The organism is Clostridioides mangenotii TR (assembly GCF_000498755.1).
In the GTDB taxonomy this organism is placed as follows: domain Bacteria; phylum Bacillota; class Clostridia; order Peptostreptococcales; family Peptostreptococcaceae; genus Metaclostridioides; species Metaclostridioides mangenotii_A.
Genome location: NZ_AXUS01000003.1, coordinates 90,522 through 115,875 on the forward strand (window position 1 = coordinate 90,522; position 25,354 = coordinate 115,875).

Here is a 25,354-nt window from a genome sequence, read left to right on the forward strand (position 1 = left end):
CCCCGAAAAATAACTTTGAAAAATAAACGACTATATAATTATATATAGTCGTTTATATAGTTATTTTTTTAGAAAGCAAACTTCTAAAAAATCTAACTACTTCATTTTTCTTATTTTTATCTATATCTATCTCATAAAGAGATAAAACTTCATCTATATTTAAGTATGAAAATGCAATTTGAGTTAACGCATTTATACTTAGCTCTAGATCTTCATTCTCTTCAGTAATATCTACTATCACATTGTCGTCTTTTATATTTATTTTAAATACGTGATTGTTCTCTTTTATTTGATTATCTACAACTTTAACATTTACAGATCCTTCAAAGCCGTAATTTACATTTATACTTTCAAAATACTTTCTTACATCGATTACTCTTCCCATCATAAATGGTATAAACTTAGTATCGACATCTTTTGGATTGTCAAATAGAAGTTTAAGTTTATCACCAATAGGAGCTGATATAGATACTTTTTTACACTGTGTATTGTGATTATATATAAAGCCCATCATTGACTTAAGTGAATCTATATCTTTATAAAATAATTCTCTTACAAGCATAGTATCCCCGTTAAAAGAGTAAACCAAATACCCTTTATAACCATCATTTTCATAAATATAAAAATTACCATCGTCGCTCTGTATTTCTCCAAATAAATTCTCGAAATACTCTCTGCCTCTAACAGTATTTCCATTAAAATCTAACTGAAAATCCGCTGCTATATCTATGAGAGCTTTTATATGATCCTTATTAGATTTATGAAAATTTCCTTTTGTTCTAAAACTTCTCAAATCATTGACGTCAATATTGTATTGAATTTGGTCATAACAATGCTCATAACCATATCTTCTGTAAATTCTATAATCAATAGGCATTAGTATAGAAACTTTTTCTCCCGTTTTATAGAGTTCTTCTAGAGTAAAATTCATCATTGATTTCATGAATCCCTTACCTCTAGCTTCTGGGAGAGTCGATACCCCAACGACATAAGATGTTTTATAAACCTTGCCATTTAAATTAATTTTGTATGGTGCCAACTGTAAAGACGAAATAATACTTTCATCTTGTTCAACTACTACATTGTGCTCTTTGAAATATCTTTTTGAAAAATAATAATCCATAAATTTTTCTGTATCTCCGAAGCAGTAACTCCATATTTTTTTAATATCATCTATGTCTTTATCTATAGCATACCTAACATTTATCATACAATATTATGCCTCCTTGACGCTGTATTTTTCTACAAATCTTATCGGATGGTAAGAAAGTTTTGCTTTTCTAAGTCCTTCAATTCCCATATCTTCTTCTCTATTTACAAACTCAACATCTGAAAATTCACTTACTAAAAATTGTTGATTTATAAATGGATACAATCCTCTTATATCTGGGTTAGCTTTTTCAACATGTATAAGCGCCATATTGGAGTTTAAGTATTCTCCTAAAGAAAACGCCTCTAGTTTTCCATCTACAAATATCCCAAATACCTTTACTCTATCGTTTAGCACGTCAAAGTCATCAAATATTTTTTTTATTCCTACGTATTCATCATCCATACTATCATCAAAATCGTCGCTCTCTTCTTTACTAGCTTCCCAATCTTTAAGTAATTTAAGACAGGCATCGAAATCTTCTTTTCCTAAAAGTCTGTATTCATATCTTCCTTCATACTCTTTTAAGAAGTAGTTTATATGATTTCTCTTCTTTTGATTTTTTCTTCCTTTTAATGTTCTAAGCGCTTCTGCATCATATACATAGTCAAACAAATCTCTTTCTTCTATATATTCAAATTTACCAGCGTATTTTTCTTTTAAGAAATCCACAACTTCATCAGTTATACCTCTTAAGAATATCTTCTTATCGTGTTTTTCAAAGAAGTTTAGTACAAAATCTACAACTTCTGGTAATTTATCTTTTTGGGCTAATGGTAGTATAGAGAAGCTATCTCCTTCATACTCACCTACTAATACTGCAAAATCATCCCCTATATGATAACCTGTTTTATATACATGTTGCCACATATAAAGAGTACTGAAACAGTATTCACATGCCTCATAATCTACTAGATCAAAATATGGATCTAAATCCCGTTTTGCATCTAGATTAATTTCTTTAAATAACATAAAATCCTCCTACATTTTAACGTGCATAATTTAAAAACACCTATTTATCTAAATCATCTTATTTACTTTAGATTTTTACTCAAAATCTTGTATTAATACATATCTAAATGTTCAAGATATATATATAGGTAATTTTCTTCTATTATATATTACCCATACTTTTATCATATAAACATCCAAAGAATGGAGTGATTTATCAATTGAAAAGATATCTTATTATAATGCTACTTATTATAATAACACTTTTAAGCGCTTGTGACAAAACACCACAACTAGCAATTCACGTAATCGACGTTGGACAAGGTGATGCCATACTTATTCAAACACCATCTAGAAAAAATATTTTAATAGACGGAGGTGATGAGAACGCTGATCATATGGTAAAAAGCTATCTTAGGAAAAAGTGGATAAAAAGCATAGATCTAATGATCGCAACACATCCTGACAGCGATCACATAGGTGGGCTTGATAATGTTGTAGATGCTTTCGATATAAAATCTATATACATGCCAAAAAAAACATCTGACAGTGAATCATATATCAATTTGATAAAATCCTGCAAAAATAAAAATCTAGATATACAGTACTTAAATAGAGATGACTATTTAAATATTGAAGACAAACTATCTTTACAAGTCTTATCTCCATCAAATATAAATGATGAAAACAATCTAGCTTCCATTGTCTTTTATATGAAATACAAGAACAATGAGTTCATCTTAACTGGAGATTCAGAAAAAGAAAATGAACAAGAAATATTAAATACATACGATATTAATGATGTTGATTTTTTAAAAGTTGCCCACCATGGAAGCAATACATCTAGTTCACCTGAATTTATTTCTAAAATAAGCCCAGATATATCTGTCATATCTTGTGGTTATAAAAATCAATATGGACATCCACATAAAGAAACATTAAACACTCTTTACAAAAACGACTCGGCAGTCTACAGAACCGATAAAATAGGCGATATTATTTTTTACAGCGATGGCAATAAAATTTTTACAAAGAAAAACTACGACCATGATTAATCAGTACTTAATAATATGCAAAGTATGATGAGCCTAGAATTTAGACTCACCATACTTTTTTAATTTAATTTATATATTATTATAATACTTACTTCTAATATTATTAAAATCTCTAAGCAATTTTGCCTTCTCTATATAAATTTATAACTCTCCAACTAAATCATTTACCACTACAGAAGCTATTGTAAGCCCACCTACAGAAGGAACAAAAGAAATACTTCCAGGAGTCAACTTCCTACCATTTACAACCCTCTTCTTAAGTTCCACAGGTGTTTCTGTTGAGTAAACCACCTTTAAATCTTTTATCTTTCTATCTCTTAGCTCTTTGCGCATAACTTTTGCAAGTGGATCCGTAGAAGTTTTGTATATATCCGTTACAACAATTTTCGTAGGATCTACTTTATTGCCCATTCCCATGCTACTTATTATTTTTAAACCTTTTCTTTTACAAGTTTCTATTAAATGAATCTTTGATGAGACCATATCGATTGCATCTATTACATAATCATAATCTTGATCGAAGAACATCTCGCTTGTCTCTTCATTGTATTTCTCTTTAAAATTTCTGATATTTATATCAGGATTTATATCTAAAATTCTCTCCTGCATTACATCTACTTTATCTCTTCCAACCGTAGAGTGAAGCGCTGGTATCTGTCTATTGATATTGGTTATATCCACATCATCAAAATCCACTATAGTTATATTTCCTATCCCTGCTCTAGCTGTTGCTTCTGCAACAAAACTCCCTACTCCGCCAACTCCAAAAATTAATATATTTGAAGTTTTTAATTTATCTAAACCATCATCACCAAGCAAAAAACTAGTTCTAGTTGTAAAGTTATTTTCCAATCAATCCACTCTCCTATTAACTGTATATCTTCAGATTAAAAATCCTTATTATATTATAGCAAATTATAAAAATAAAAAAAGAGTATCATCTCCATTTAACTACTTGATCTAAATTTTTTTTCGGTCTTTTTTCGGACTTTCATAAAGGTCTACTAATTGTTTCCAGAATTGTTAGTTGATATCTTTAAGATAAAAAAATATAAGTAAGAATATTCGTAGTTTTTCCTATATTAAAGCACAACGAAAAATCGTTGTGCTTAGTTTAAGATTAAAAAATCAAATTATTATATCTACTGCGCTACATATATAATTCTACCGTCTGATCCAGTAATAGTAGGAACTAAGTTAGTAGTATTTTCAAATGTAAAAGTTTTGGTTGTATTTGCAGCAATTGTACCTTCAGCAGTCTGACTTACTACAAAAGTCACTTCTCTAGTAAGAGCCGTTCCAGGAGTAGAGTCTGTAAGAAGTGCAGAATAATATATATTTGAATTTTCTGCATAATCAAATGCATTGGTATTGGTAAAGGTTATGTCAAGATATGCATTTGGATTACTAAGGTCTAATGGTTCAGCACTAGTTACGGTCACATTAATTGCCATAGATAACACCTCCTTGTAATTATATTTTATAAAATCTTAGGTAAATAAGACTTTACAAAATATTATATTCAAACGAGCTGAAATAAGTGAAATGTGATGAAAAATATATGAAATAGTAGAAATTAAGGTGATTAGGTCTCAATATATTATAAATTGTATACAATATAGTAAGGAGGTGTAATAATATGAGCTTAATAGACTTAAAATGTCAGGAATCAATCTGCTTTTCAAAAGATTGTAATTATATAAATAAAGAAAATGAAAATTTACTATTAGGTCATAGTGATTACTGTAATTATCTAATCTACTTATATTTTGATTTACTTCCATGCTCTTTTTTAAAAGATATAAAACAGGCTAAGCTAATCCTTTTTAAATTGCCTCCAAAATTAAGAAATCAAATATATTATAGAAATCAGTGTGCTTATTATAGCGTATACCCATTGATGGATTTTTTTAGCATTTATTCACGTTGTCTAGATATTGAATATAGTCAAGTAGTGAATTTCGAAGATAAACATTGCTGTAGTTATTCAGAGGTCGACATAACTTCTATTGTAAAAACTTGGATAGACGAAGCAGTAGAAAATAAGGGTTTATTATTAACAGGGAATATAGATACACGGATTATTACCTATGCATCTGATAGATATAGAATAAAAGGAATGCAACCAAGGCTTAGGCTAATTTATGAGAAAAATTATATATGCCCACAATTGGAAACGACTACTTGTAGCGTAGAAGTTTATTAATAAGACATGCCACCTTATCAAGTTTAATAGGGTGGCATTTTAATTCCCTAATCATCTCTCATTTCTGTTATTCATTTTGATCTATCTCTAAATCACCAATTTTATATTCACTTTCATCTATAAATTCTAGCCCATCCTGAGTCTTATACACATATAGATTTTCTAATTCAAACTTATCTTGAATGAACTGTAAGTTGTCGATTAATTCACCTATCGTCATTTTCATTATTTCTCCACCTCTAATTCATATTCGAAGAAATCTTGGAGTTCGCCAATGTCTTGAAGTGCCTCGGTAAGATCTTTATCTTTAACAATGTGTTTTTCTATCTCATTTATTAGTTGCAACACATCTTTAATGTCTTCTCTGCTTAGCATATAAACACTCTCCTTTGTATTAGTGTTTATAATTACGAGAATAATATAATAGTATTTTTTAGCATTTATTGATTATCTTTGCATTATCACCACATGCTGAAGCTAATCTTGTCCAATTATTAAAACCTATACCTTTAGTTTCATCCGCTATTCTAATTAGAAATACCTATATTTATACAATATAAATATTTGTGCAATAACTAGATTACTTATTAATTGAAAAAGGGGCTATCTCAAAATAAAAAATTTTAAGATAGCCCCTTTTTTAATTTAACTTTTATAATTTTATATTTCCAAACAAAAAATATCCTTTTTCCGAATTTCAAAATTTTAACGCATAGCCATTTTTTTAAATCGTCTTATCCCAACAACACCCATCAAAATAGTGAAGAATACTATACCTGCTAAACTAACCAACAATGGCATTGTTTCTATAGACGTACCCATTGCATATCTCAGCGCTTCATTGATATAAACTAATGGATTGACTAATACTATCCATTTAAAAATTGGAAGCGGCGATAATGCAGACCAACTAAAGAAAATTGCTCCAGTGAAGATTAATGGCATCAAAAATCCTGGGAACATCGCAGCGATTTGCATAGGTTTAACGATTGTTCCAACTAGTAGGCCTAATGTTGCGGATGTAATAGAACTTAAAATAAGAATTATAAACAAAAGAATACTTGATTCAAAATTTAAATGAATATTAATATTGGCACCCATAAAAATCAAAGAAATTGGCAGTACAATCAAGGCTCCTATCCATGATTCTACAACACCCACAAACATTTTAGCCCATGCAGTCATTAGTGTATTAACAGGTGCTTGTAGACGATCTTCAATCTCCCTTGAATTATTGAAATCCATTGCCATAGGAACGGCCGTTCCATGAATACCTGTCACCAATAAACTCATACCAACCATTCCAGGAAATAATTGATTTGGGAAATCTGGTGAAAGTATACCAATTTTCGGTAATACATATCCATATGTTAAAATTAATATGAATGGCAACATTCCCACTCGGAAAATAAATTCCATCCAGTTTCTTCCTTGTATCAATAAATCTCGCTTTACCATTGTCCAAAAAACTTGTGTTTTTATTTTACGTTCTTTCTCAGTCGTCATTTTAATTTCCTCCTTTCGTTTTCTGATTTGTTAAATGAATGAAAATATCTTCAAGTGTGGCGGAGCTTAAATTGATATTTTCAATACTGGCATTTTGTTCATCTAACCAACCCAATAATTTGCTTAATACTTCTTTACTGTTTTCTGTATAGACTATAAATGTCTTTTCATCTTTCAAAGTTACATCTTTAACTCCATTCATCTCCATTACATTCATGATATTAATAGAAGCTAATGAATCTACAGTTATGTTAATAACATCACTTGATGGTATAAGTTTTCGTAATTCATCTACAGTTCCAATCGCTTTAATTTCGCCTTGATTGTAAACGGCAACGCGATCAGAAAAACGCTCAGGTTCTTCCATATAGTGTGTTGTTAAAAAAACCGTTGTTCCTTTTTTCTTATTTAAATGTAGGACATGTTCCCATAAAATCTCACGATAAGCTGGATCCAAACCCGTTGTCGGTTCATCTAAAAATAATATTTCTGGTTCATGCATGATAGCTCGTGCAATTTTTAAACGTTGTGCCATTCCTCCAGAAAAGCTTTTTACAAATTCATTCTGCCAATTACTTAACCCAAAACTTTTTAATAATTCAGAAGCTTTCTGTTCGGCTTCCGAATGTGTCATTCCAAAATACTTTCCATGATAGACTAAGTTTTCTTTCGCAGTTAATCCTCTATCCAGATTGTTATGCTGTGCTACAATTCCAATCCTTCCTCTTGCGAATGTTGGTTCTTCACTGATCGGCTGTTTGTGTAGGGTAATGGTACCTCCTGTAGGTTCCATTTGCGTGGTTAACATATTGATAGTAGTACTTTTCCCTGCTCCATTAGGCCCAAGAAAACTAAAAATCTCTCCTTTAACTAAATGAAAGCTAATGCCATTAACAGCAATATGTTCACTTCCATCTTTTTTCTTGAAAACCTTCTTTAAATCCTTTACCTCTAATATTTTTTCCATTTATTCTCCTCTTTTCTTTTACAGTTGTGATTAAATATTTCAAGTTAATATTCCTCGAGTATGCCGTACCCAGCTTCTTTAATTACTACTTTTATATTATTAACTTTGCCTATGACTTATCATATTCTATATTTACATTTTTGTTTGAATTACCACTAAGCATACAAACACTACTTTCAACTAACTTTACACATAATTTACACAACACTCCTGCTATCTTTTATGTTTTCTTAACCATACTTAAATTCATGAATTTAACTCATAACAAAATTATTTATGTTTTTTATTCCTGATATTATTATACCCCCACGGGGTATAAAAAGCAATGATAATATAAATTATTACTTATGAAAATTTGATTCTAATGTTTTAATGATTGAGAGGTATATATCTTTTTTCTTTTTATCTTGTACAACATATTTGAATATATTCATACCAACGAATATCTAGGATTAATAAACTAAATGCTGTATAAAAATCACCTATATTTAATATGCTAATACTTACAAAAATATAGAAGAGATTCGTTTACAACTTATTGGTGGCAAATATAGATATTGCATTGCATATTAATTTCTAACTATATAGGAACGACTTGGAAATGAAAAAGTAGAAACTACATGAATAGATATTTACACTTGTAACAAAATAACAAATAGAAATTGTAGATAAATTATAGAATTTAAACTATTAGTTACGATTAGTATAGACAATAGTTGGTGATTTTAAGCTTCATTTTTATTAAAGTATACATAACATTATTTAGACATATATTTATATAAAAATACTTAGGAGGTTTATTATGTATGAAGAAGTTTACCGAAATCCTATTGAACAGCAGAATACTATAAATATGATTGGCGAATCTATAATATCTAAAGAAAAACATTTGCAATTTTTTCAGTGGTTGATTGATCATGTTATGATATCAGAACTTTCTCCTATACCATCTCTTTCATTATCTCAGGCAAAACAAGTAATAACACTTTTAGAATATATAAGAGATGAGGAACTAAAACATCTTGTCTTACTACAAAATATATATTATCGAGTTACTGGCTCTTATTCCCCGTTATATGAAGGGGTTTTTTATCCACCAGATAATCTTGTAGCCGGATTAGAAAACGCGCTCATGGAAAATCTAGAATCAGTTAAAAAATATAGACTAATAATGAATGGTTTATCATCCTCTTCTGATAGAGATACGATTTCAAGTATAATATCTGATGAGCTAAATCATATAAACTTATATAATTCTTTACTTACAAAGTTTTCAAATATAGATCAAATCACAAAATAGGGTAGCAACTAAACTACCCTTTTATCTTACACTAATTTTCTATCTCCCAATCACTAAGCTACTTTTCTATACGTACTTTGTGTCTTTCTGGTAATATGATATATGATAATATTTTCTGTATGCTTCTTTCCTTATACTTACTATTTCAGAAAGATTAGGACATGATAAGGTGGATACAACATGGAATACATATACTCATTTATATCCGAATATCAAAACCGCTAATTATTTATACATAAATTTCATATATTATATCAGTGGATAACTAGGTAACTGATACATACATTTTTATTGAAACAATATAAAAAGCACACATAATTGTGTGCTTTTTTTTATATATTTAATAACTCTTTTTTCTTAGAGTTAAATTCATCTTCTATTGATAGTCCATGTCTAACAATTCTTTTCTTTTAATGTCTTTATTTGTACAAGTTATTTACTATCATATTTTCTTAACTGTCTAGAAGAGAAGACATGATATTAAGAATATTCAGTTTGCTAACTGGTTCAGCATGCCCCATTACACAAATATCAAAATCAAATTCTTCAATAGATGTAATTAAAGAACGTAATTTATCTTTATCTAAATAGCAATTATTGTAATAATTCACTCCAACAGCATCACCAATAAATAACACCTTTTCTTGGGGTATAAATATGCAAATACAATCTTCACTATGAGGAGATACTATATGATGTAATTCTACAACAATATCTCCTAGATCAACTTCCATATCTCCTTTAAAAGAGATATCAGAAGTCATTACTCGTATATCCGAAAGTAGCGGATATTCTTTACGAATACAAGTATCAGCGAATTCAATCTCAACCTTTGCTTCTAATCTCTTTTTCATCTCAGAATCTGTCCATTTCCACTTCGCTATTTCCTCTAATTTATTGTTTGTTTCTTTGTGAGCAATAGTAATCCCATCCACTGCATGCATACCAAAAGAATGATCCCAATGCCAATGAGTAATAGCAATAACGTCTGGTTTTCTTAATCCATTATTACGTATAGCTTCATTAAATAATTCAACATGTTTTTTAGAATTACCTGAGTCCACCATTAAAGAGTACCTTTGCCCTTTTATATACCCAAGAACTGGCCTATCAGCTCTTTATCAAACATACTATAAAAAATACGATCTGTTAGCTGCCTCAACTCCATAAATAAATCCTCCTGTTATATTCTTATTCAATCCAATTCACCGCTATGGGAAGTTTACTTAAGTGCAAAGTGAATATATCACAAATATTCCTATAACTATAATAACTATCAGGAATGTCCGTATTCCACAAATTTGTATTACCTTTTGCTGTTTTCCTATAAAAAACACTCATGAATATAATCTTGTAAAAATATTTGCCAAATTGTATACGGTTTTGCTAAAAGGTTCAAATAATTTACGCCGTAAGGGTAAATCTTGAACACTTAATTTCACTTTTTTCTCATCTCCACAAAATTACATACTTCCTATTTTCCAGATAAAGGTATGATAATATATCCTTTTTCTTAAATAATATCCTTTTTCTTAAATTTTATCAATAAAATAGAAAAATATTTGCAAATATTAGAAATAAAATAAGGGTAGAAATTAATCTACCCTTTGTCGTCTACATTAATTTTCTTCTTTAAAAAGTACATGCCATCTTAATAATCTTAAATAAGTTGGCATGATACCTTGCTATTATTTTCCTAATACATTTATAGAAATGAATTAAAAATTTACTTTGTTACCATTGATAGAAAAAATATGTTAAATAGTATCTCAATTCGCTAAAAGGGATACGTAAAACTAAAAACTATAGCGGATTATATTCTCATCCACTGATATATAATCTGCCCATTCAAAAACGGTATTTCCTCTTAGTGATTTGTTGTATATAATAACTCCTTTTTTGTTAGGGTTATGGTATCGTAATTTAAATCATACCGCCATATTTTTATAATGCGGTAGTACAATTTTGTGTGTTTTCATATATATTAACAAATAAAATTGGCCTCGATAATAGTTACCTTTTAGAATTTATTGTGAGATTCAAGTGCCAACTTGTTAAATATATAGGTGCCCCTTTGCTTTTATTAATTCCCTTCTATACTATAAAATATCTATTCTTGCATCTCCGCTATTAACATTTGTTTGATTACCTTTCTATTAAATATATCCATGCTATCACATCTTAGGGATAGCATGGTCTATTATAGGCATATAACGAAAAGTATGCAAAACTTTAATTAGAACATATACTATAGTAAAGCTATTTAGGAGGTTATTTATGCCTGAAGAATTTTACCCAGATACTAACCAATTGCAAAATACAATAAATATGATTGGTGAATCTATAATATCTAAAGAAAAACATTTGCAATTTTTTCAATGGTTAATTGATCATGTTATGATATCAGAACTTTCTCCTATACCATCTCTTTCTCTATCCGAGGCAAAGGAAATAATAATACTTTTAGAATCTATAAGGGATGAGGAACTAAAACATCTTGTCTTGCTACAAAATTTATATTTTCGAATTACTGGGTCTTATCCCTCGGTTTATGAAGGGGTCTTTTATCCACCAGTTAATCTTACAGACGGATTAGAAAACGCGCTCATGGAAAATTTAGACTCCGTAAAAAAATATAGACTTATAATGAATGGTTTATCATCATCTTCTGATAGGACTACGATTTCAAGTATTATATCCGATGAGCTGAATCATATGAATTTATATAATTCTTTACTTTTACAATTTGCAAATATATTGTAAATAGCAAAATAGGGTAGCAATTAAGCTACCCTTTTGCGTTACATAAGTTTTCTATTATCCAACCAAACAACAAACCTATTTGTCTCCTAAAGTCATTACCTGCAAACTTAGTTAAGCTGAAAACAATATAAATTACTACAAACACTTTTTCGACATAAATTTCATATTATATATCAGTGGACAAGAATATAATCCACTAAAGTATTGTTTTGCATCCTCCTTAAGCGAATTGAAATATATTGTTTTTTAATTAAATATCAAACCTTTTTTCAATATTACAGTAATAAATTTATTCATTTATTTATTTCTATAAATGTTTTAGGAAAATAATAGTAAGGTCATGCCATCTTGTTTAAGTATATTAAGATGGCATGTTCTTTTTTTAGTATTCCTTTATTAATTATTATTTTTCAACTACTCTTCTGTACGTCTCTTTAAAGCCATTACCAACAAACCTAGTTACATTGTCTGGGAACTTCTCTAGCCCTTTGTTTGCTCCACCGCTTATAGCGTAGGCATTTCTACACATATAACTTCTTATAATCATAATCTGCTATATCCGCTTCCATCTTTCAAACCTATATTTTTATATCCCTAATTTTTCTAAACTCTTGCAAATTCTATCTGACTCTGGGTTATTAGTTGCTCTGGTATAAAACTCATAATATCCATCTAATCCCCCCTTAGATACAACTTGGAATACATATTCACACCTATATCCTAATAAACAACTTGAAGTTATTCGAAGATTAAACTTCATGGTAACAAAAAGGTATCAATGAGAAAAAAAAAGCTCTAGGCATTAGTTTTTCTAATGCCTAGAGCTTTTACTGGCGGGAATGAGTGGGAGCGTTTTTAAAATGCTTTTATTTACATTATATTGATGTTTCAATGTTTTTATTAGTAAATTCCGTATTTTTCACAAACAAAATAATGACATTATTTTATTATAGAACCAAATTAGAACCAAATTATTTATAAAGTATAGCAAATAAAAAACCTAGAAACTCTAGGTCTTATATTTTTTTAGATTATTTTATTGAGACATGCACATTTTAAAATTATTATGCATACACTTTATTACACAAGTGAATTACAAGCGCAGCGTTCTTAAACTTCCTTTAAGATGTCATAAACGTTAAATGTAATCGATTAAAGTTACCTTGAGGGAAATCTGTTTATTTTGATTTCTCTATTTTTTACTTAAATTTAATTAAAGTTCATTATTCTTACATAAAAAAACTATCTATAATTAAGCAGGTAATTTTAAATAATGTTTTATAAACTATCAGAGATTATTTGAATAGTCCTTCTGAAATCGACTAAACCATATCCTTGAGAATCGTTAGGATATTCATATAATTCATTTCTTGTTGCACCTATCATTAAATATGTTTTTAAAACTTGTGAATATAACAATAATTTTGGGTATCTACTTTGTCGACTTATATACTCCATTAACAGCGCTAGCATACCTGATGTTACAGAACTGCTAATACCGGTCCCTGTACCTGATCTATAGCCATTGCCGTAAGTTGATATAATATTAACGCCGGGAGCTACGAAATCAGGTTTCGTAGAGACACCCTTAGTAGGTCCCTTTGATGAACCAATCCATATACTATCATATCTATTGTCATAAGCACCTACAGTAATTATATTCTCACCAGTTCCAAATGAAGTTATAGTTGAAAATGAACTCGTATCTATGAATCCATCATTAATACCTATGAGATTACTGTTTGGTAGATAAACATGGTATTCTCCATTTAGGAATACATCTGGCCTAACTCTAAGGGTCCAAGCTCCTGGTTTCATATTTCTGAGGTTTATTTCAAATAATTGTGATCCTGTAGGTGTCCAAGGATAGAAGTATCTCATTCTATATGTTGTGTTTTCTAAATTGAAAACTCCTATGTACTCATAGTAATCTGGTGCATAAGGTGCTGTATAACTAACTTCCCCTGATGGCGAAATGATAGTTGCAATTATTCTATCTAAATCACTCCCCTCAAGATAAATATCTAAATTTTGACCATTACCATATTCAATAATAATATCATTTATATCCATCTGATTTCTAAATTTACCAGCATAATGTATATAAGTATTTCTTTGATTGCCTGCACCACTTACTACAACAACTCCTGGATATTCTAATTCAGTAAATGTGTTTAGTAATGTTATAAATCCCAATGAAGATCTTTGCCCAACAGTTAAATTTATTATGAGAGATTTTTCCTCCATAAGTGCAATGTTTATAGCATATGAAAACGCCGCCAAAAAATCAGTAGTTGTATAATTACGCTTTTCTACATAATACCTTCCGGGATATGATTTTAATTTTACAACAATTAAATCAGGTCCTTCTGCTATTCCTTTGTAGTTAGAGTTTATCCTTCCGCTACCTACTGTAATTCCAGCAGCCATCGTACCTGTTCCCACATCATCTCTACTTAAACTTCCATCATTTCTTGCTATAGCGGCGTTTAACTCTTCTCTTGTAAATTCACTACCAAACAAATATCCTTCTGGAGGGGGATTTATAGTCCCTTCTTGATCCCATAACTTTAATATTTTACTTGATCCATCATCTCTAATTAAATCAGGATGTAAATAATCGACTCCTGAATCTATTATTGCAATAAGAACTCCTCTTCCTGTAATATCATTGTAAACATTTTTATAAATATAATCCACTCCAGTGATACTTCTTGCCCCATCACCAGCCTCAACATAATTTGTTAAATCTATCATAGAACTCATTGGATCAGATTCACTATACCAAGAAACCTCATATATACTTCTTAAAATATTTGAGTTGAAATCTAATGGTGTGTATAGGACAGCAAGCCTTTCATTTAATATAATAAAGTTATTTAAACCTCTCTCTCTAAGGGCAGATCCTATGTCTGAACCTTCTTGATATACAATGTAAAATGATTTTTCCATATTTACCTCCTATCTAAAAAAATCAAACATTCTTCTAACATCTAAAACTCCATATCCATAACTATAATTGGGATAAACAATATTTGTAGCTCGATCAGCACCCAATTTTATAAATGTTTTAAAATTAGATAGATATGCTTGATTATAGTAGTTTCCATCCACAAATGTATACTGAAAATACAATGCTGCAGCTCCTGAAACATGTGCTGCCGATGCTCCTGTACCTGTTATAGTGCCATACGTATTGCCAGGATAAGGAGCAATAATATTTACACCTGGAGCGATGATATCTGGTTTTGCCCAATTTTGAATAGTAGGACCTCTTGAAGAACTATTCCATAAACTCCTGTTGAATGAATTATATGCACCTACGGTTATAATTTCTTCTAAAATTGCTGGGTAATTTATGGTATAAGATGGGTTGGAGTTTCTAAATCTTGTTCCGCTATTTATAAAGATTCTATTTGGTAAGTATATATTATATCTCCCATTAATTATATTAATTCCAGTTATTCTTATTGTCCAAATACCACGTACAACATTTCGTAAATATATTTGAATAAATTGTTGGCCTGAAACGGTTGTAGGATATCTCGAAGTTATTCTATAAGAGGTTCCCTCTAAATCAAGTAGCCCACTAACTTCAAGATAGTTAGAGTACGCACTTACCCTCCTGGTACTTTCACCTGAGGGAGAAACAACTTCCATCTCTATTAAATCTGGCCTTTGCACCCACAGGTCTAATGTTAGTTCTTTTTCATCTTCACTTAGCTCAAACTCCACATTGGCTGTATCTCTATTAAACTGTAGTCTTCCTGTTGTATGTGTTTGTGTATCGCCCTCATCTCCTGCTCCAGCAACCTCACAATATCCCCTATTGTAGTATCTTGACGTATTTGTGTTAGTTAACCCCAAGAGATTGTTACTTCCATAAGAAACATTTATTACTACAGGCATATTTAGTTGTCGGGCTTTTCCATATGCATACTCTGTTGCTGCATCCAACATCGCATTATTATAGTAACCTTCTAAAGTTCCAAGTTTTATAATAATCAAATCAGCTTCATATGCAACACCTGCATATTCAGGATTTACATTTCCCATACCAGCACATATACCACTTATCATTGTTCCTCTTCCTATTTCATCTTGAGACAAACTAGGGTCATTGTTCTGTATGGCTCTATTAATATCTTCCCTTGTATACTCTGTCCCAAAATAAAATCCTTCTGGAGGTATACCATCTTTTGTCTGGTCCCATAAATATAGTATTTTAGATGTTCCATCGGGATGTATAAAATCACGATGTAAATAATCTATACCACTATCTGCAACTGCTATTATTACACCTCTACCAGTTATAGATATATTAGGGTTGTTTTTAAAATAGTTAACACCTATTTCCTCAGTTGCAACGATACCATTTTCAACGCCTTGACTAACTTGAGATAGTGGAGCCATTCTTACAGTTCTTTCAACATTTACAACTGATGGCAATTTTAATATATCTTCAAGTCCTTGTGAATAAGTTTCTTCACTTAATCGCAAAATTCCTATATTATTAGTTAATCTCATGAAATCATACGGATAGCCAGCAGATTCAAACTCATAAAAAAAATTAGGTAAAAATGTTACTGTTAAGTCATAAATAATATTATTTCCATCTAATCTATAATCGTTACCATTGGGCATAACAACAACTCCTTATTTGACTGTAGTTATTTTTAGCATTTTGTATTAAATCTATTATCATTATATTTTCTACTTAGATAGCGTATTCACTTAATAAAAGAAAATATATTTATAAATGATATTTACATTTGATTATTTATATATTGTTGGAATAAAATGATCGCTTTAGGATTTATATGTGACAATTCTGTATCAACAAGAGAAATTCCTCTTTGAACTGCATAATGTCTGAATCTGTATTTTAAATTATCTATAGTTACATCTATTTTCTCATGTCTTTGCATATCCACAAAAAGTTTATCAAATGACATTTGTACATAATTAGAGTTGGATAAATTACAAGCAGGCATACCAAGTCTTCTGACTGGCCCTCTTTGTAATCATCATTACGTATTTCAGTTAATAAATCTTTGAGTTGAAATCGTATGAGGAAGCCTTAGAGCTACGCGTTTATCATAGCTTCAAAACTAACGACTTAGCTATACTTGGTTGGTTTATACTGTTCTAACAGTAAACTATAGATTATTTTACTGAAACGAAACCAGTTTCTAACTATATAAAAAAGTGATATACTAGACTGTAGAAAAGAGTTGATGTTCAAATGAAATTTGCTTTCCATGAAAAACGATCTGTAGGTCTTTTATTAACCTTTATTGGTGGAATGATGGATAGCTACACGTATATCAGTTATGGTGTTTTTTCTTGTGCTCAGACAGGGAATATCATATTAGCCATCATTGACTCATATGACGAAAAATGGGACTTAGTTGGTAAGAAATTACTATCAACATGTTTTTTTTCCTAGGAATAATATTATCTAAATTTATAATTGATTATTTTAAGAAAAAAGAAGTACATTTTTGGCGGTTATATTTATTGTATTTTGAAGCTTTCTTCTTTATCATAATAAGTTTGAATTTTTTGCAATCTTATCCAACATTGGTTACCATAATGATTGTATTTACAACGTCAGTGCAATGGGGATCTTTTGACAAAATTAACGGGTTAGGTTATACCAACGTATTTACCACGGGAAATTTAAAAGGTGTAGTGGTAAATCTTTATGATTTTTGTATAACAAGAGATGCGAATGCAAAATCACGATTTATACATTATTTTTTAGTTGTTACTGCTTTTATTTTAGGTGCAATCATTTCTGTATTTTTTTACCGCTTGATAGGAAGAAAAACGCTGTTGATTATTGGCGGACTATTCTTTTATTTAGCAGTATCACAAACCGTTCATGTCTGGCACTCTATAAAAACAACTATTTTAAACAGTGATTCCAATAAAATCCAGTGATTTCACGATTGTATCGGTATCAGTATAAAACCAACGTAAAAATATACGTTGGTTTTTTCTTTTTGCGCAGGAGATTTTAGGGAGAGCCTTTAGAATATTCCATGAAATTCTACCATATTAAATCAAAGTGTTAGACTTGTCTGATATACCCTTTTGTTTGTTTTGTTAATAAATATGAAACATACAGTAGTAAAATATATTAGTTAGATTTTTCCATGCACTACAATTTCCATTCAATTAAAACTTCAATCATGCTTATAAACTTATTACATATTATATTATTATTGGTTTGATTCCTTTTTCTTCGAGTATATCCATACTATTACAAGAGAGCAAATACAAGAAATATATTTTCCCCAAATACATCAGTATAAACTTTTCAGTATAATATCTGATGAATTAAATCACGGAACTTTACTTAATTATGTGTATTCAAAATTAATACGCATTGAAAATGAGCAAAATTTTAATAAATTTCTATAATTTAAATTATATGTTGTATAACATATGGTATCTATGGGTAAAAAAAAGCGCAGGATATAGATTTTTGGACTTTGGATGAATTTAAACATTTTATAAACACAATAGGTAAACCTGATGTTAAATTAGCTTTTAATATACTATTTTGGAGTGGAATTAGAATAGGTGAGTTAATGGCTCTTACTCCGGCAGATATCGACACAAAAAAAGCCTTAATAGATATTAACAAAACATACACGAAGATAAACAACGAARAAATAGTTACAGAACCTAAAACTCCTAAAAGTAAGCGCATTGTATATATACCAGTTTTTTTATGTAAAGATATAAATAATTATATAGATAGTTTATATGAAATAGAAAGTCACGAACGTATATTTAGATTTGCTAAAACATATTTAGGCAAACAATTAAAAAAATATGCTACTATAGCTGAAGTTAAAAAGATAAGAGTACATGACATTAGACACTCTCACGCGTCGCTTTTAATTGATATGGATGTAAATGTTCTGACTATAAGTGAGCGTTTAGGTCATGAAAAAGTAGATACAACTTGGAATACCTATTCACACCTTTATCCTAATAAACAACTTGAAGTTGCAAAGAGATTAGAATTTATAGAGCCAAACTAGAACCGCATGCAAAATAAAAATCCGTCAAACGAAGTTGTTACAACGCTTAACGGATTTACTGGCGGGAATGCGTGGGAGTCGAACCCACCTAAGAGGCTCCTAACCCCTCATGCTAGTTTTGAAGACTAGAGGGCACACCAGCACCCATCCACCCCCATATTATGATATTTTTCGAGTAAAAATCCTACCAACGAAGTTAATAATATCACAAAATGCTATTCTTTGCAATAACCTTTATAGAAATTCCTTATACTATTTTGTATATTATATAGTTTCCTTCTATAATAAAAAATATACCTCAGAAAAGTTAGATAAAATCTATCTATTCTGAGGTATTGTTGTTTTTAAAATCAATATCCGATATCTATATTTAACTTTTTAATTTTATTTGCCTAGTACACGTATATCTATAGTCTTTCTACCCCAGTTGTAAACTGTTTTAGAATCATTCATAAATATATCAATCTTATTACCTTTTATAGCGCCACCACAGTCTTCAGCAGTGAATACCATATCGAATTGAGGTATATATACTTTTGTTCCATAAGGTATAACTTTTGGATCAACTGCTATTGTTCCCCATTTGGGTTTAGTTCCTGTAGCTGTTATACTGTGTCCACTGTATGCAGTAGCTACCACTCTCATGTTTTTACCATTTTGACTTGTGCTAGTTTTAGAAGAAGATGTCGCTATATTTCTTGAGCTAGCCCCTCTTGATGTAGCAACCTGCATATCTACATCTGCAACTTCCTTAACAACTTTGTTAACTGGTTTAGACTTTACTTCTTCTTTAACATATTCTTTGTTTACTAAATCTCCATCATGGTAAGTAAGCTTGTAGACAACTTCACTCTCGCCTGCTTTACCTTCTTCTGCTACTTCAGTTTTACCTGATGTAGATTTTGCGTTTTTGATAACTTCAGTAGAAAAAGGTATTTCTTTCTTTTCTTTTACTGTTTTTTCTTTAACATCAATTACTTCCAGTCTATCTCCACTTTTAAGTTTCTTATCAAAACTCAAGCTCACTATGTCGTTGTTATCGTATTTAACTTTTTGATCTTCTAATAATCCTTTTACATCAGACTTCAGTGTAGTTACTTTTGTCTCTTCTCCATTTACTACAAGTGTTACTTCCTTATTCAGTGTTGAGTATCCTGATAGAATTCCAACTGATAGTACAACTGCTAAAGCAGATACTTTCAAATTGTTCATTTTCTTAAAACTCATAAATACTTCCTCCATTTAAAACCTATATAATTTATTTAATCTCAATTTCCATATTTTTCTTTTGTTAATTAGTGTAACCATATTGTAACCTTTTAATTTTGATTTGTCAAATTCAAATAAAAAAAGTGCACTCATGTAGCCACTGCAGGCATTTGAGTACACTTTCGACTTATTACAACACTGTTACTTTTGTAGTTTTTACAAAATTTGCTACAGATTTTCTATCTGCCAATTTATAGGTTCTTTACCAAGTTCGGCTAGAATATTGTTTATTCTTGAGAAATGTTTACATCCAAAAAATCCTCTGTACGCTGATAAAGGACTTGGATGAGGCCCTTCTAATATATAATGTTTACTCTTATCTATAAGCTTTACTTTGCTTCTCGCGTTTCCTCCCCAAAGTACAAATATTACAGGATCTTCACGTTCACTCAAAAGAGATATTATTTTATCAGTGAAAATTTCCCATCCTTTATCTTTATGAGAATTTGCTTCATGTGCTCTAACTGTAAGAGCTGTATTAAGAAGCAATACCCCTTGGTCCGTCCAAGGTACTAAATATCCGTTATTTGGTATATAACATCCTAAATCATCCTTAAGCTCCTTGAACATATTAAGAAGTGATGGTGGAGTTTTTACACTTGGCTGAACCGAGAAAGATAGCCCATGAGCTTGATTATCTCCATGATACGGATCCTGTCCCAGTATAAGCACTTTAGTACCTTTATAGGATGTATGCTTCAGAGCTTTAAATATATTGTACATATCCGGGAAGATCTGGCGAGTACTGTACTCTTGAATTAAAAATTGTCTCAAATCTTTATAGTAGTCTTTTTCAAATTCTGTAGCTAGTAATTCATCCCAATCATTGCCTATGTTTACCATATTATCATTTCCCCCTTAATAAATTTTTTTCATCTATTTGAATATGTAGAGACTAATTTTTTACACTCGATTATAAATTATGTTTGTAATTGTTTTTTGTATAAAGCTGTCTTTAAATATATTTTTTCTATAATTTATCACTATTTAATAATATCATTTATGACTATAAAACACAAAATTTTAACTTACTATATTACAAGAATATATTGATTTTTTATTGAAGCGCATCATTCTTTTTTATCCAATGAAATTCTACAAATAACTATGATATAATAAACAATATACAAATTCATAGGAGGAACAATCATGAAAAACAAAAAAGTCACCTACCTTATAATATTGCTGACTTTAGGACTTATCTTATTTTCTTTTTATAGATTTACAAATAAGCCTGCCGAATATTCTAAAACTTACTTTGCCCTTGGCACAGTCAATGAGGTAAAGATATATGGAGTAAAAAAGACTAAAGGCGAAAATATTTTAGAGAAATGCGAGCTAATTTTAAGAGATATAGAAAATAAAATGAGTACCAAAATATCTTCAAGTGAAGTAAATAAAATAAATGCTGCTTCTGGCAAATCTTACATTAAAGTATCAGATGAAACTTTCTGGGTAATTAAAGAAGCTGTTCAATATGCTAAAATCTCAGATGGACATTTTGATCCAACTATAGGACCTCTTTCTAGCCTTTGGGACATCGGAACTGATAAAGCAAGGGTTCCTGCTAAAACTGAGATAGATAATCTACTCCCACTTATTTCTTATAAAAATGTACTCCTAGATGATAAAAATTCCTCTGTAAAACTTGCAAAAAAAGAAATGAAACTTGATTTAGGTGGAATTGCCAAAGGATATGCAGCTGATGAGATTGCTAAATATTTAAGATCAGAGGGTATTAAAAAAGCTATAGTAAATTTAGGCGGTAACATATATGTTATTGGAACTAATGAAGCTGGATCAAAATTTAACATCGGCCTTCAGGACCCCAATAAAGAAAATGGTAATTCTATTGGAAGTGTTCAAGCTAAAGATACATCTGTTGTTACTTCTGGAATTTACGAAAGATTTATAAAAAAAGAAGGCAAACTCTATCATCATATACTAAGCCCTTTTGATGGCTATCCATACGATAACGAACTAAGCGGAGTCACTATTATCTCAAGCAAATCAATTAACTGCGACGCCCTGTCTACATCAGTTTTCGGTCTTGGTCTTGAAAAAGGACTTAAGCTTATAAATAACCTTGACGATGTAGATGCAATTTTTATAACTAAAGATAAAAAAATCTACCTCTCTAATGGAGCTAAAAATAAATTCAATGTAACAAATAAAGACTACACAATTGTAAAATAAAAATTCACTCAAATAAAGAGCGTACACAAAATGTATCCAGTCCGATACAATCTGTGTACGCTCTTTTTCACATAAACTATTCTTATATAATTATATACTTTAATAATATATATCAGAGAACTCTATTTTTATTTTTTCTTCTATATTATAAATCCTTTTATCTTCATTGACTGTATCATAAATTACCGGCTTAATAGGGACCCTTAGCTTAAATTCAGTTCCTTCATTTTCACTGCTCAGAACTTTTATATCTCCCCCATGTAACTCAATAAGGTTTTTAGCTATCGATAAGCCAATACCACTTCCCTCAGTATTTCTAGAAAGTGTTTTGTCTACTTGTGAGAACTCCTCAAAGATTATCTCAAGCTTATCATTAGGTATACCAACCCCAGTATCTTTAACGCTAATTACAACATCTTCTGCGTATATGTACATATTTATAGATATACTCCCTCCATTGTCGGTAAATTTTATACAATTTGAAAATAAATTTAGTAGTATTCTTTCAAACTCTAATTTATCAATGTATGTGTATATCTCCTCTTCCTCTGTATCAAATAATATGCTTAGCCCTTTTTTAAATGCGTAAGGTTCTATTTTCATAAACAAATCTTCAACTACTTCTACAATATTGTAACTGGCTAATTTTAACCTGTAGAATCCCGACTCCATTTTAGTAAGGTCTATTATATTGTTTATTAGTCTCTGAAGTCTATATGAACTTTGTTTTACAAGATCTACATGCCCTTTAATATTGTCATTGTAATCTATAACTTTACCACTTTTGTAGAATGAATCTACTAATTGATTTGAACTAGATATTACATTTAGTGGTGTTTTTAGTTCATGTGACATATTTGCAAAGAACTCAGTTTTTATTTTATCCGCTTTAAATCTTTCAAGCAGTTCAGCTTCAGCCAACTCATAATTTCTTTTATGAATTAAATCCTTTACAATAATCATAATTAAGTTGTTATTATTCATAGTAAATGGAAGTATACTTAGCTCAACATTTTTACGCTCGCCGCTTTGTGAAATAATTTCATGAGATATAAGGTTTGAACTTCTGCCATCATCATTAACACTATGGACAATGTTCTCTATATCTTCATATTTGATAGAATTATCTACATAATCTTTAAAGTTATGCCCAACTATACCTGATGAAGATTCCATATCTAGTATATCTAACATAGATTTATTTACATAGGCTATTTTCATATTTTTATTAATAAGGCATATACCGTCTGGTAAAACATCTATAAAGTCTGCATAAGAATCTTGACTATCTTCAAGTTTTATCTTTGATATTTTACGTTCAGTAACATCTCTCACTACAATTATATACGTGTCTTTTTCGTCTTTTGAGTATTTTGCATAGTCAAACTCAACATAGATTATATTTTTACCTACTCTGTACATTCTTTCGTACTGACCTCGTCTACAACAAGAAAGAAAATCTATTTCATCCACTTTATCTTTGAACATATTTTTACACGCTCTATTTGTATATATAATTTGTTCATCATATACGACTACAATTCCATCACCTATACTCTCTAAAAATCGTTCATATCTTTCGTTTGCTTGATAGATCTTTTCCTCAGCCTCCAGTTTCTTAGTTTTATCTTTAAATACACATAAAACTCCCTGGATATTTGATCCAACTAAAAGCGGCGACAACTTTACTTCAAAAGTCATATTATCAATAGTTTCAACAAGTTTAATTGCATCTGATTTCTCCCTACATACATAATTGAAACTCTCCATTAAATCGTCGTAATTTAAAATATGCTCCTCAAAACTATCTTTTGATTTTTCGTTTAAAAATATTTTATCAAAAATTGAATTTGCAAATGATATTTGTTTATGCAAATTGAGCACTATAATTCCATTACATGAAAGATCTAAAGTTGTTTGTAGTTTTATCTCTTTTTCTTGTAGTTCTTTTTTTAGATCAGCTATCTTTTGATTTTCCATTATCAACATCTTATTTTTTTCTTGCAAAATTTCATTTTTTTCCTTTAGCTGATCATTTGTATTATTTAATTGATCATAGGTCTTTTTTACAGTTGTATAGACCATATATCTGTACACATAATACATAGTTAGGTTTATAGTCATTTGGCTAATTACATCTACAGTGTACAGATTATTTATCAAAGGATAAAGAAGTGTAGGTACAGTAGATAACAAAAGCAATATAACTATTCTTTTATAGCAAAGTATTTCTTCGTCTTGCATCTTTTGGGTAGTATTTTTAATCTCCATAAATACTAGCACAGCTAGAGTTAACATAATTATGCTTATAAAAACTCTGACTGCGTAGTACGGAATAGTTCCACCGTTTCTGCTGTTTATATATTTAAAAAATAAAACTACAGAGACTACAACCAGTAAAAAGCATACAAACTCAGTTACACTTTTTATTACTGATTTTTTATTCTTTACATGACTTATAGCCAGATATACCCCCACTAAAGGTGATAAATCTGTTATTGCAAGAATTATTATACTCGTATCCATCATCATTTCCGGTAAAACTTTAAAATTTAGGTATTTAATTATAAATACACATTCGAATACTCCTATAACTGTAACTATTATTCCTAAAAACGTCTGTAAAGTTTCCACCTTAAAGCGGCTAGTATTTAGCATGATCATCCCCATTGCAATTAAAAAAGTTGCATACAGACAGTGTACTATTATTTCAAATCTTATAATATCATTTACAAAAAACATAGCTGCCAACGAAATCAACAAAAAAATAGCAACATCTCTCGTTTCATTGAATTTTGTACTGTTAATATTTCTAGGTTTTGCTATACTTGTTTTCAAAGCTCTCATACTCCTTAACAATTTTCTAGTATAAATAACTATACGATACTCGACACAGTAATTCCTTCTTTCAATTTCAAATACAAATAAATATA

General features: G+C 30.0%; 22 protein-coding genes, 1 tRNA gene and 1 pseudogene. 7 read left to right on the forward strand and 17 right to left on the reverse strand.

Going from position 1 to position 25,354, the window contains the following annotated elements; translation table 11 throughout:
• Window positions 1-52: 52 nt before the first annotated feature.
• Together T473_RS0102350 and T473_RS0102355 are read right to left on the reverse strand one after the other, a co-directional pair.
• Complete coding sequence (locus T473_RS0102350; protein WP_077065758.1) at window positions 53-1,210, reverse strand: GNAT family N-acetyltransferase; 1,158 nt, start codon at window positions 1,208-1,210, stop codon at window positions 53-55.
• A 6-nt stretch (window positions 1,211-1,216) separates the two neighbouring features.
• Window positions 1,217-2,122 (reverse strand): DUF2156 domain-containing protein, encoded by a 906-nt coding sequence (locus T473_RS0102355; RefSeq protein WP_024620460.1) that lies wholly within the window; start codon window positions 2,120-2,122, stop codon window positions 1,217-1,219.
• Between the two features lie 200 nt (window positions 2,123-2,322).
• Between T473_RS0102355 and T473_RS0102360 the strand changes: the two genes are divergently transcribed.
• Window positions 2,323-3,156 (forward strand): ComEC/Rec2 family competence protein, encoded by an 834-nt coding sequence (locus T473_RS0102360; RefSeq protein WP_024620461.1) that lies wholly within the window; start codon window positions 2,323-2,325, stop codon window positions 3,154-3,156.
• A 141-nt stretch (window positions 3,157-3,297) separates the two neighbouring features.
• On the opposite strand, the gene T473_RS0102365 is transcribed toward T473_RS0102360, so the two are convergent.
• Window positions 3,298-4,008, reverse strand: a complete 711-nt coding sequence (locus tag T473_RS0102365) for a tRNA threonylcarbamoyladenosine dehydratase (RefSeq protein WP_024620462.1) — start codon at window positions 4,006-4,008, stop codon at window positions 3,298-3,300.
• A 290-nt stretch (window positions 4,009-4,298) separates the two neighbouring features.
• Entirely contained in the window at window positions 4,299-4,610 is a 312-nt protein-coding gene (locus T473_RS0102370) for a hypothetical protein (protein WP_024620463.1), read from the reverse strand.
• A 185-nt stretch (window positions 4,611-4,795) separates the two neighbouring features.
• Between T473_RS0102370 and T473_RS0102375 the strand changes: the two genes are divergently transcribed.
• A complete protein-coding gene (locus T473_RS0102375; protein ID WP_024620464.1) occupies window positions 4,796-5,362 on the forward strand; it encodes a hypothetical protein in 567 nt (188 codons plus the stop codon).
• A gap of 67 nt (window positions 5,363-5,429) precedes the next feature.
• On the opposite strand, the gene T473_RS18410 is transcribed toward T473_RS0102375, so the two are convergent.
• The 4 genes from T473_RS18410 to T473_RS0102395 form a co-directional block, all read right to left on the reverse strand.
• Window positions 5,430-5,588: a hypothetical protein gene (locus T473_RS18410; protein WP_161627525.1), complete on the reverse strand. Its 159-nt coding sequence runs from the start codon at window positions 5,586-5,588 to the stop codon at window positions 5,430-5,432.
• Window positions 5,588-5,737, reverse strand: a complete 150-nt coding sequence (locus T473_RS18415) for a hypothetical protein (RefSeq protein ID WP_161627526.1) — start codon at window positions 5,735-5,737, stop codon at window positions 5,588-5,590. Before T473_RS18415 ends, T473_RS18410 begins: the two co-directional genes overlap by 1 nt.
• 330 nt (window positions 5,738-6,067) lie before the next feature.
• Complete coding sequence (locus T473_RS0102390) at window positions 6,068-6,868, reverse strand: ABC transporter permease (RefSeq protein ID WP_024620465.1); 801 nt, start codon at window positions 6,866-6,868, stop codon at window positions 6,068-6,070.
• A gap of 1 nt (window position 6,869) precedes the next feature.
• The gene (locus T473_RS0102395; protein WP_024620466.1) at window positions 6,870-7,835 is read right to left on the reverse strand and encodes an ABC transporter ATP-binding protein; all 966 of its coding nucleotides are present in this window, start codon (window positions 7,833-7,835) and stop codon (window positions 6,870-6,872) included.
• Between the two features lie 802 nt (window positions 7,836-8,637).
• Between T473_RS0102395 and T473_RS0102400 the strand changes: the two genes are divergently transcribed.
• The gene (locus T473_RS0102400) at window positions 8,638-9,135 is read left to right on the forward strand and encodes a ferritin-like domain-containing protein (RefSeq protein WP_024620467.1); all 498 of its coding nucleotides are present in this window, start codon (window positions 8,638-8,640) and stop codon (window positions 9,133-9,135) included.
• Between the two features lie 452 nt (window positions 9,136-9,587).
• On the opposite strand, the gene T473_RS15990 is transcribed toward T473_RS0102400, so the two are convergent.
• Window positions 9,588-10,226, reverse strand: a complete 639-nt coding sequence (locus T473_RS15990) for an MBL fold metallo-hydrolase (protein WP_330369339.1) — start codon at window positions 10,224-10,226, stop codon at window positions 9,588-9,590.
• A gap of 1,186 nt (window positions 10,227-11,412) precedes the next feature.
• Between T473_RS15990 and T473_RS15995 the strand changes: the two genes are divergently transcribed.
• Window positions 11,413-11,898: a ferritin-like domain-containing protein gene (locus tag T473_RS15995; protein WP_024620468.1), complete on the forward strand. Its 486-nt coding sequence runs from the start codon at window positions 11,413-11,415 to the stop codon at window positions 11,896-11,898.
• 403 nt (window positions 11,899-12,301) lie between these two features.
• Here T473_RS15995 and T473_RS18420 read toward each other — a convergent pair whose 3' ends face one another.
• The 4 genes from T473_RS18420 to T473_RS0102430 all read right to left on the reverse strand — a co-directional run bounded on the left by T473_RS18420 (window position 12,302) and on the right by T473_RS0102430 (window position 16,892).
• Entirely contained in the window at window positions 12,302-12,445 is a 144-nt protein-coding gene (locus tag T473_RS18420) for a hypothetical protein (RefSeq protein WP_161627527.1), read from the reverse strand.
• A gap of 731 nt (window positions 12,446-13,176) precedes the next feature.
• Window positions 13,177-14,850 (reverse strand): bile acid germinant receptor pseudoprotease CspC, encoded by a 1,674-nt coding sequence (gene cspC / locus T473_RS0102420; protein ID WP_024620469.1) that lies wholly within the window; start codon window positions 14,848-14,850, stop codon window positions 13,177-13,179.
• A 9-nt stretch (window positions 14,851-14,859) separates the two neighbouring features.
• Window positions 14,860-16,542 (reverse strand): S8 family peptidase, encoded by a 1,683-nt coding sequence (locus T473_RS0102425; protein ID WP_024620470.1) that lies wholly within the window; start codon window positions 16,540-16,542, stop codon window positions 14,860-14,862.
• Between the two features lie 122 nt (window positions 16,543-16,664).
• Window positions 16,665-16,892, reverse strand: a complete 228-nt coding sequence (locus T473_RS0102430; RefSeq protein ID WP_024620471.1) for a hypothetical protein — start codon at window positions 16,890-16,892, stop codon at window positions 16,665-16,667.
• Window positions 16,893-17,206: 314 nt separating this feature from the next.
• Between T473_RS0102430 and T473_RS16000 the strand changes: the two are divergent.
• A pseudogene (locus tag T473_RS16000) lies at window positions 17,207-17,844 on the forward strand (YoaK family protein).
• Window positions 17,845-18,398: 554 nt separating this feature from the next.
• Window positions 18,399-18,956: a site-specific integrase gene (locus tag T473_RS16005; RefSeq protein ID WP_024620472.1), complete on the forward strand. Its 558-nt coding sequence runs from the start codon at window positions 18,399-18,401 to the stop codon at window positions 18,954-18,956.
• A 59-nt stretch (window positions 18,957-19,015) separates the two neighbouring features.
• Here T473_RS16005 and T473_RS18240 read toward each other — a convergent pair.
• The 3 genes from T473_RS18240 to T473_RS0102450 form a co-directional block, all read right to left on the reverse strand.
• Window positions 19,016-19,112: transfer RNA gene (locus T473_RS18240), tRNA-Sec, on the reverse strand.
• A gap of 228 nt (window positions 19,113-19,340) precedes the next feature.
• Window positions 19,341-20,183 (reverse strand): 3D domain-containing protein, encoded by an 843-nt coding sequence (locus T473_RS0102445; RefSeq protein ID WP_024620473.1) that lies wholly within the window; start codon window positions 20,181-20,183, stop codon window positions 19,341-19,343.
• A gap of 210 nt (window positions 20,184-20,393) precedes the next feature.
• Complete coding sequence (locus tag T473_RS0102450; RefSeq protein WP_024620474.1) at window positions 20,394-21,068, reverse strand: uracil-DNA glycosylase; 675 nt, start codon at window positions 21,066-21,068, stop codon at window positions 20,394-20,396.
• 306 nt (window positions 21,069-21,374) lie between these two features.
• Between T473_RS0102450 and T473_RS0102455 the strand changes: the two genes are divergently transcribed.
• The gene (locus tag T473_RS0102455; RefSeq protein WP_024620475.1) at window positions 21,375-22,421 is read left to right on the forward strand and encodes an FAD:protein FMN transferase; all 1,047 of its coding nucleotides are present in this window, start codon (window positions 21,375-21,377) and stop codon (window positions 22,419-22,421) included.
• A gap of 99 nt (window positions 22,422-22,520) precedes the next feature.
• Here T473_RS0102455 and T473_RS0102460 read toward each other — a convergent pair whose 3' ends face one another.
• Entirely contained in the window at window positions 22,521-25,259 is a 2,739-nt protein-coding gene (locus T473_RS0102460) for an ATP-binding protein (protein ID WP_024620476.1), read from the reverse strand.
• Window positions 25,260-25,354: the final 95 nt, after the last annotated feature.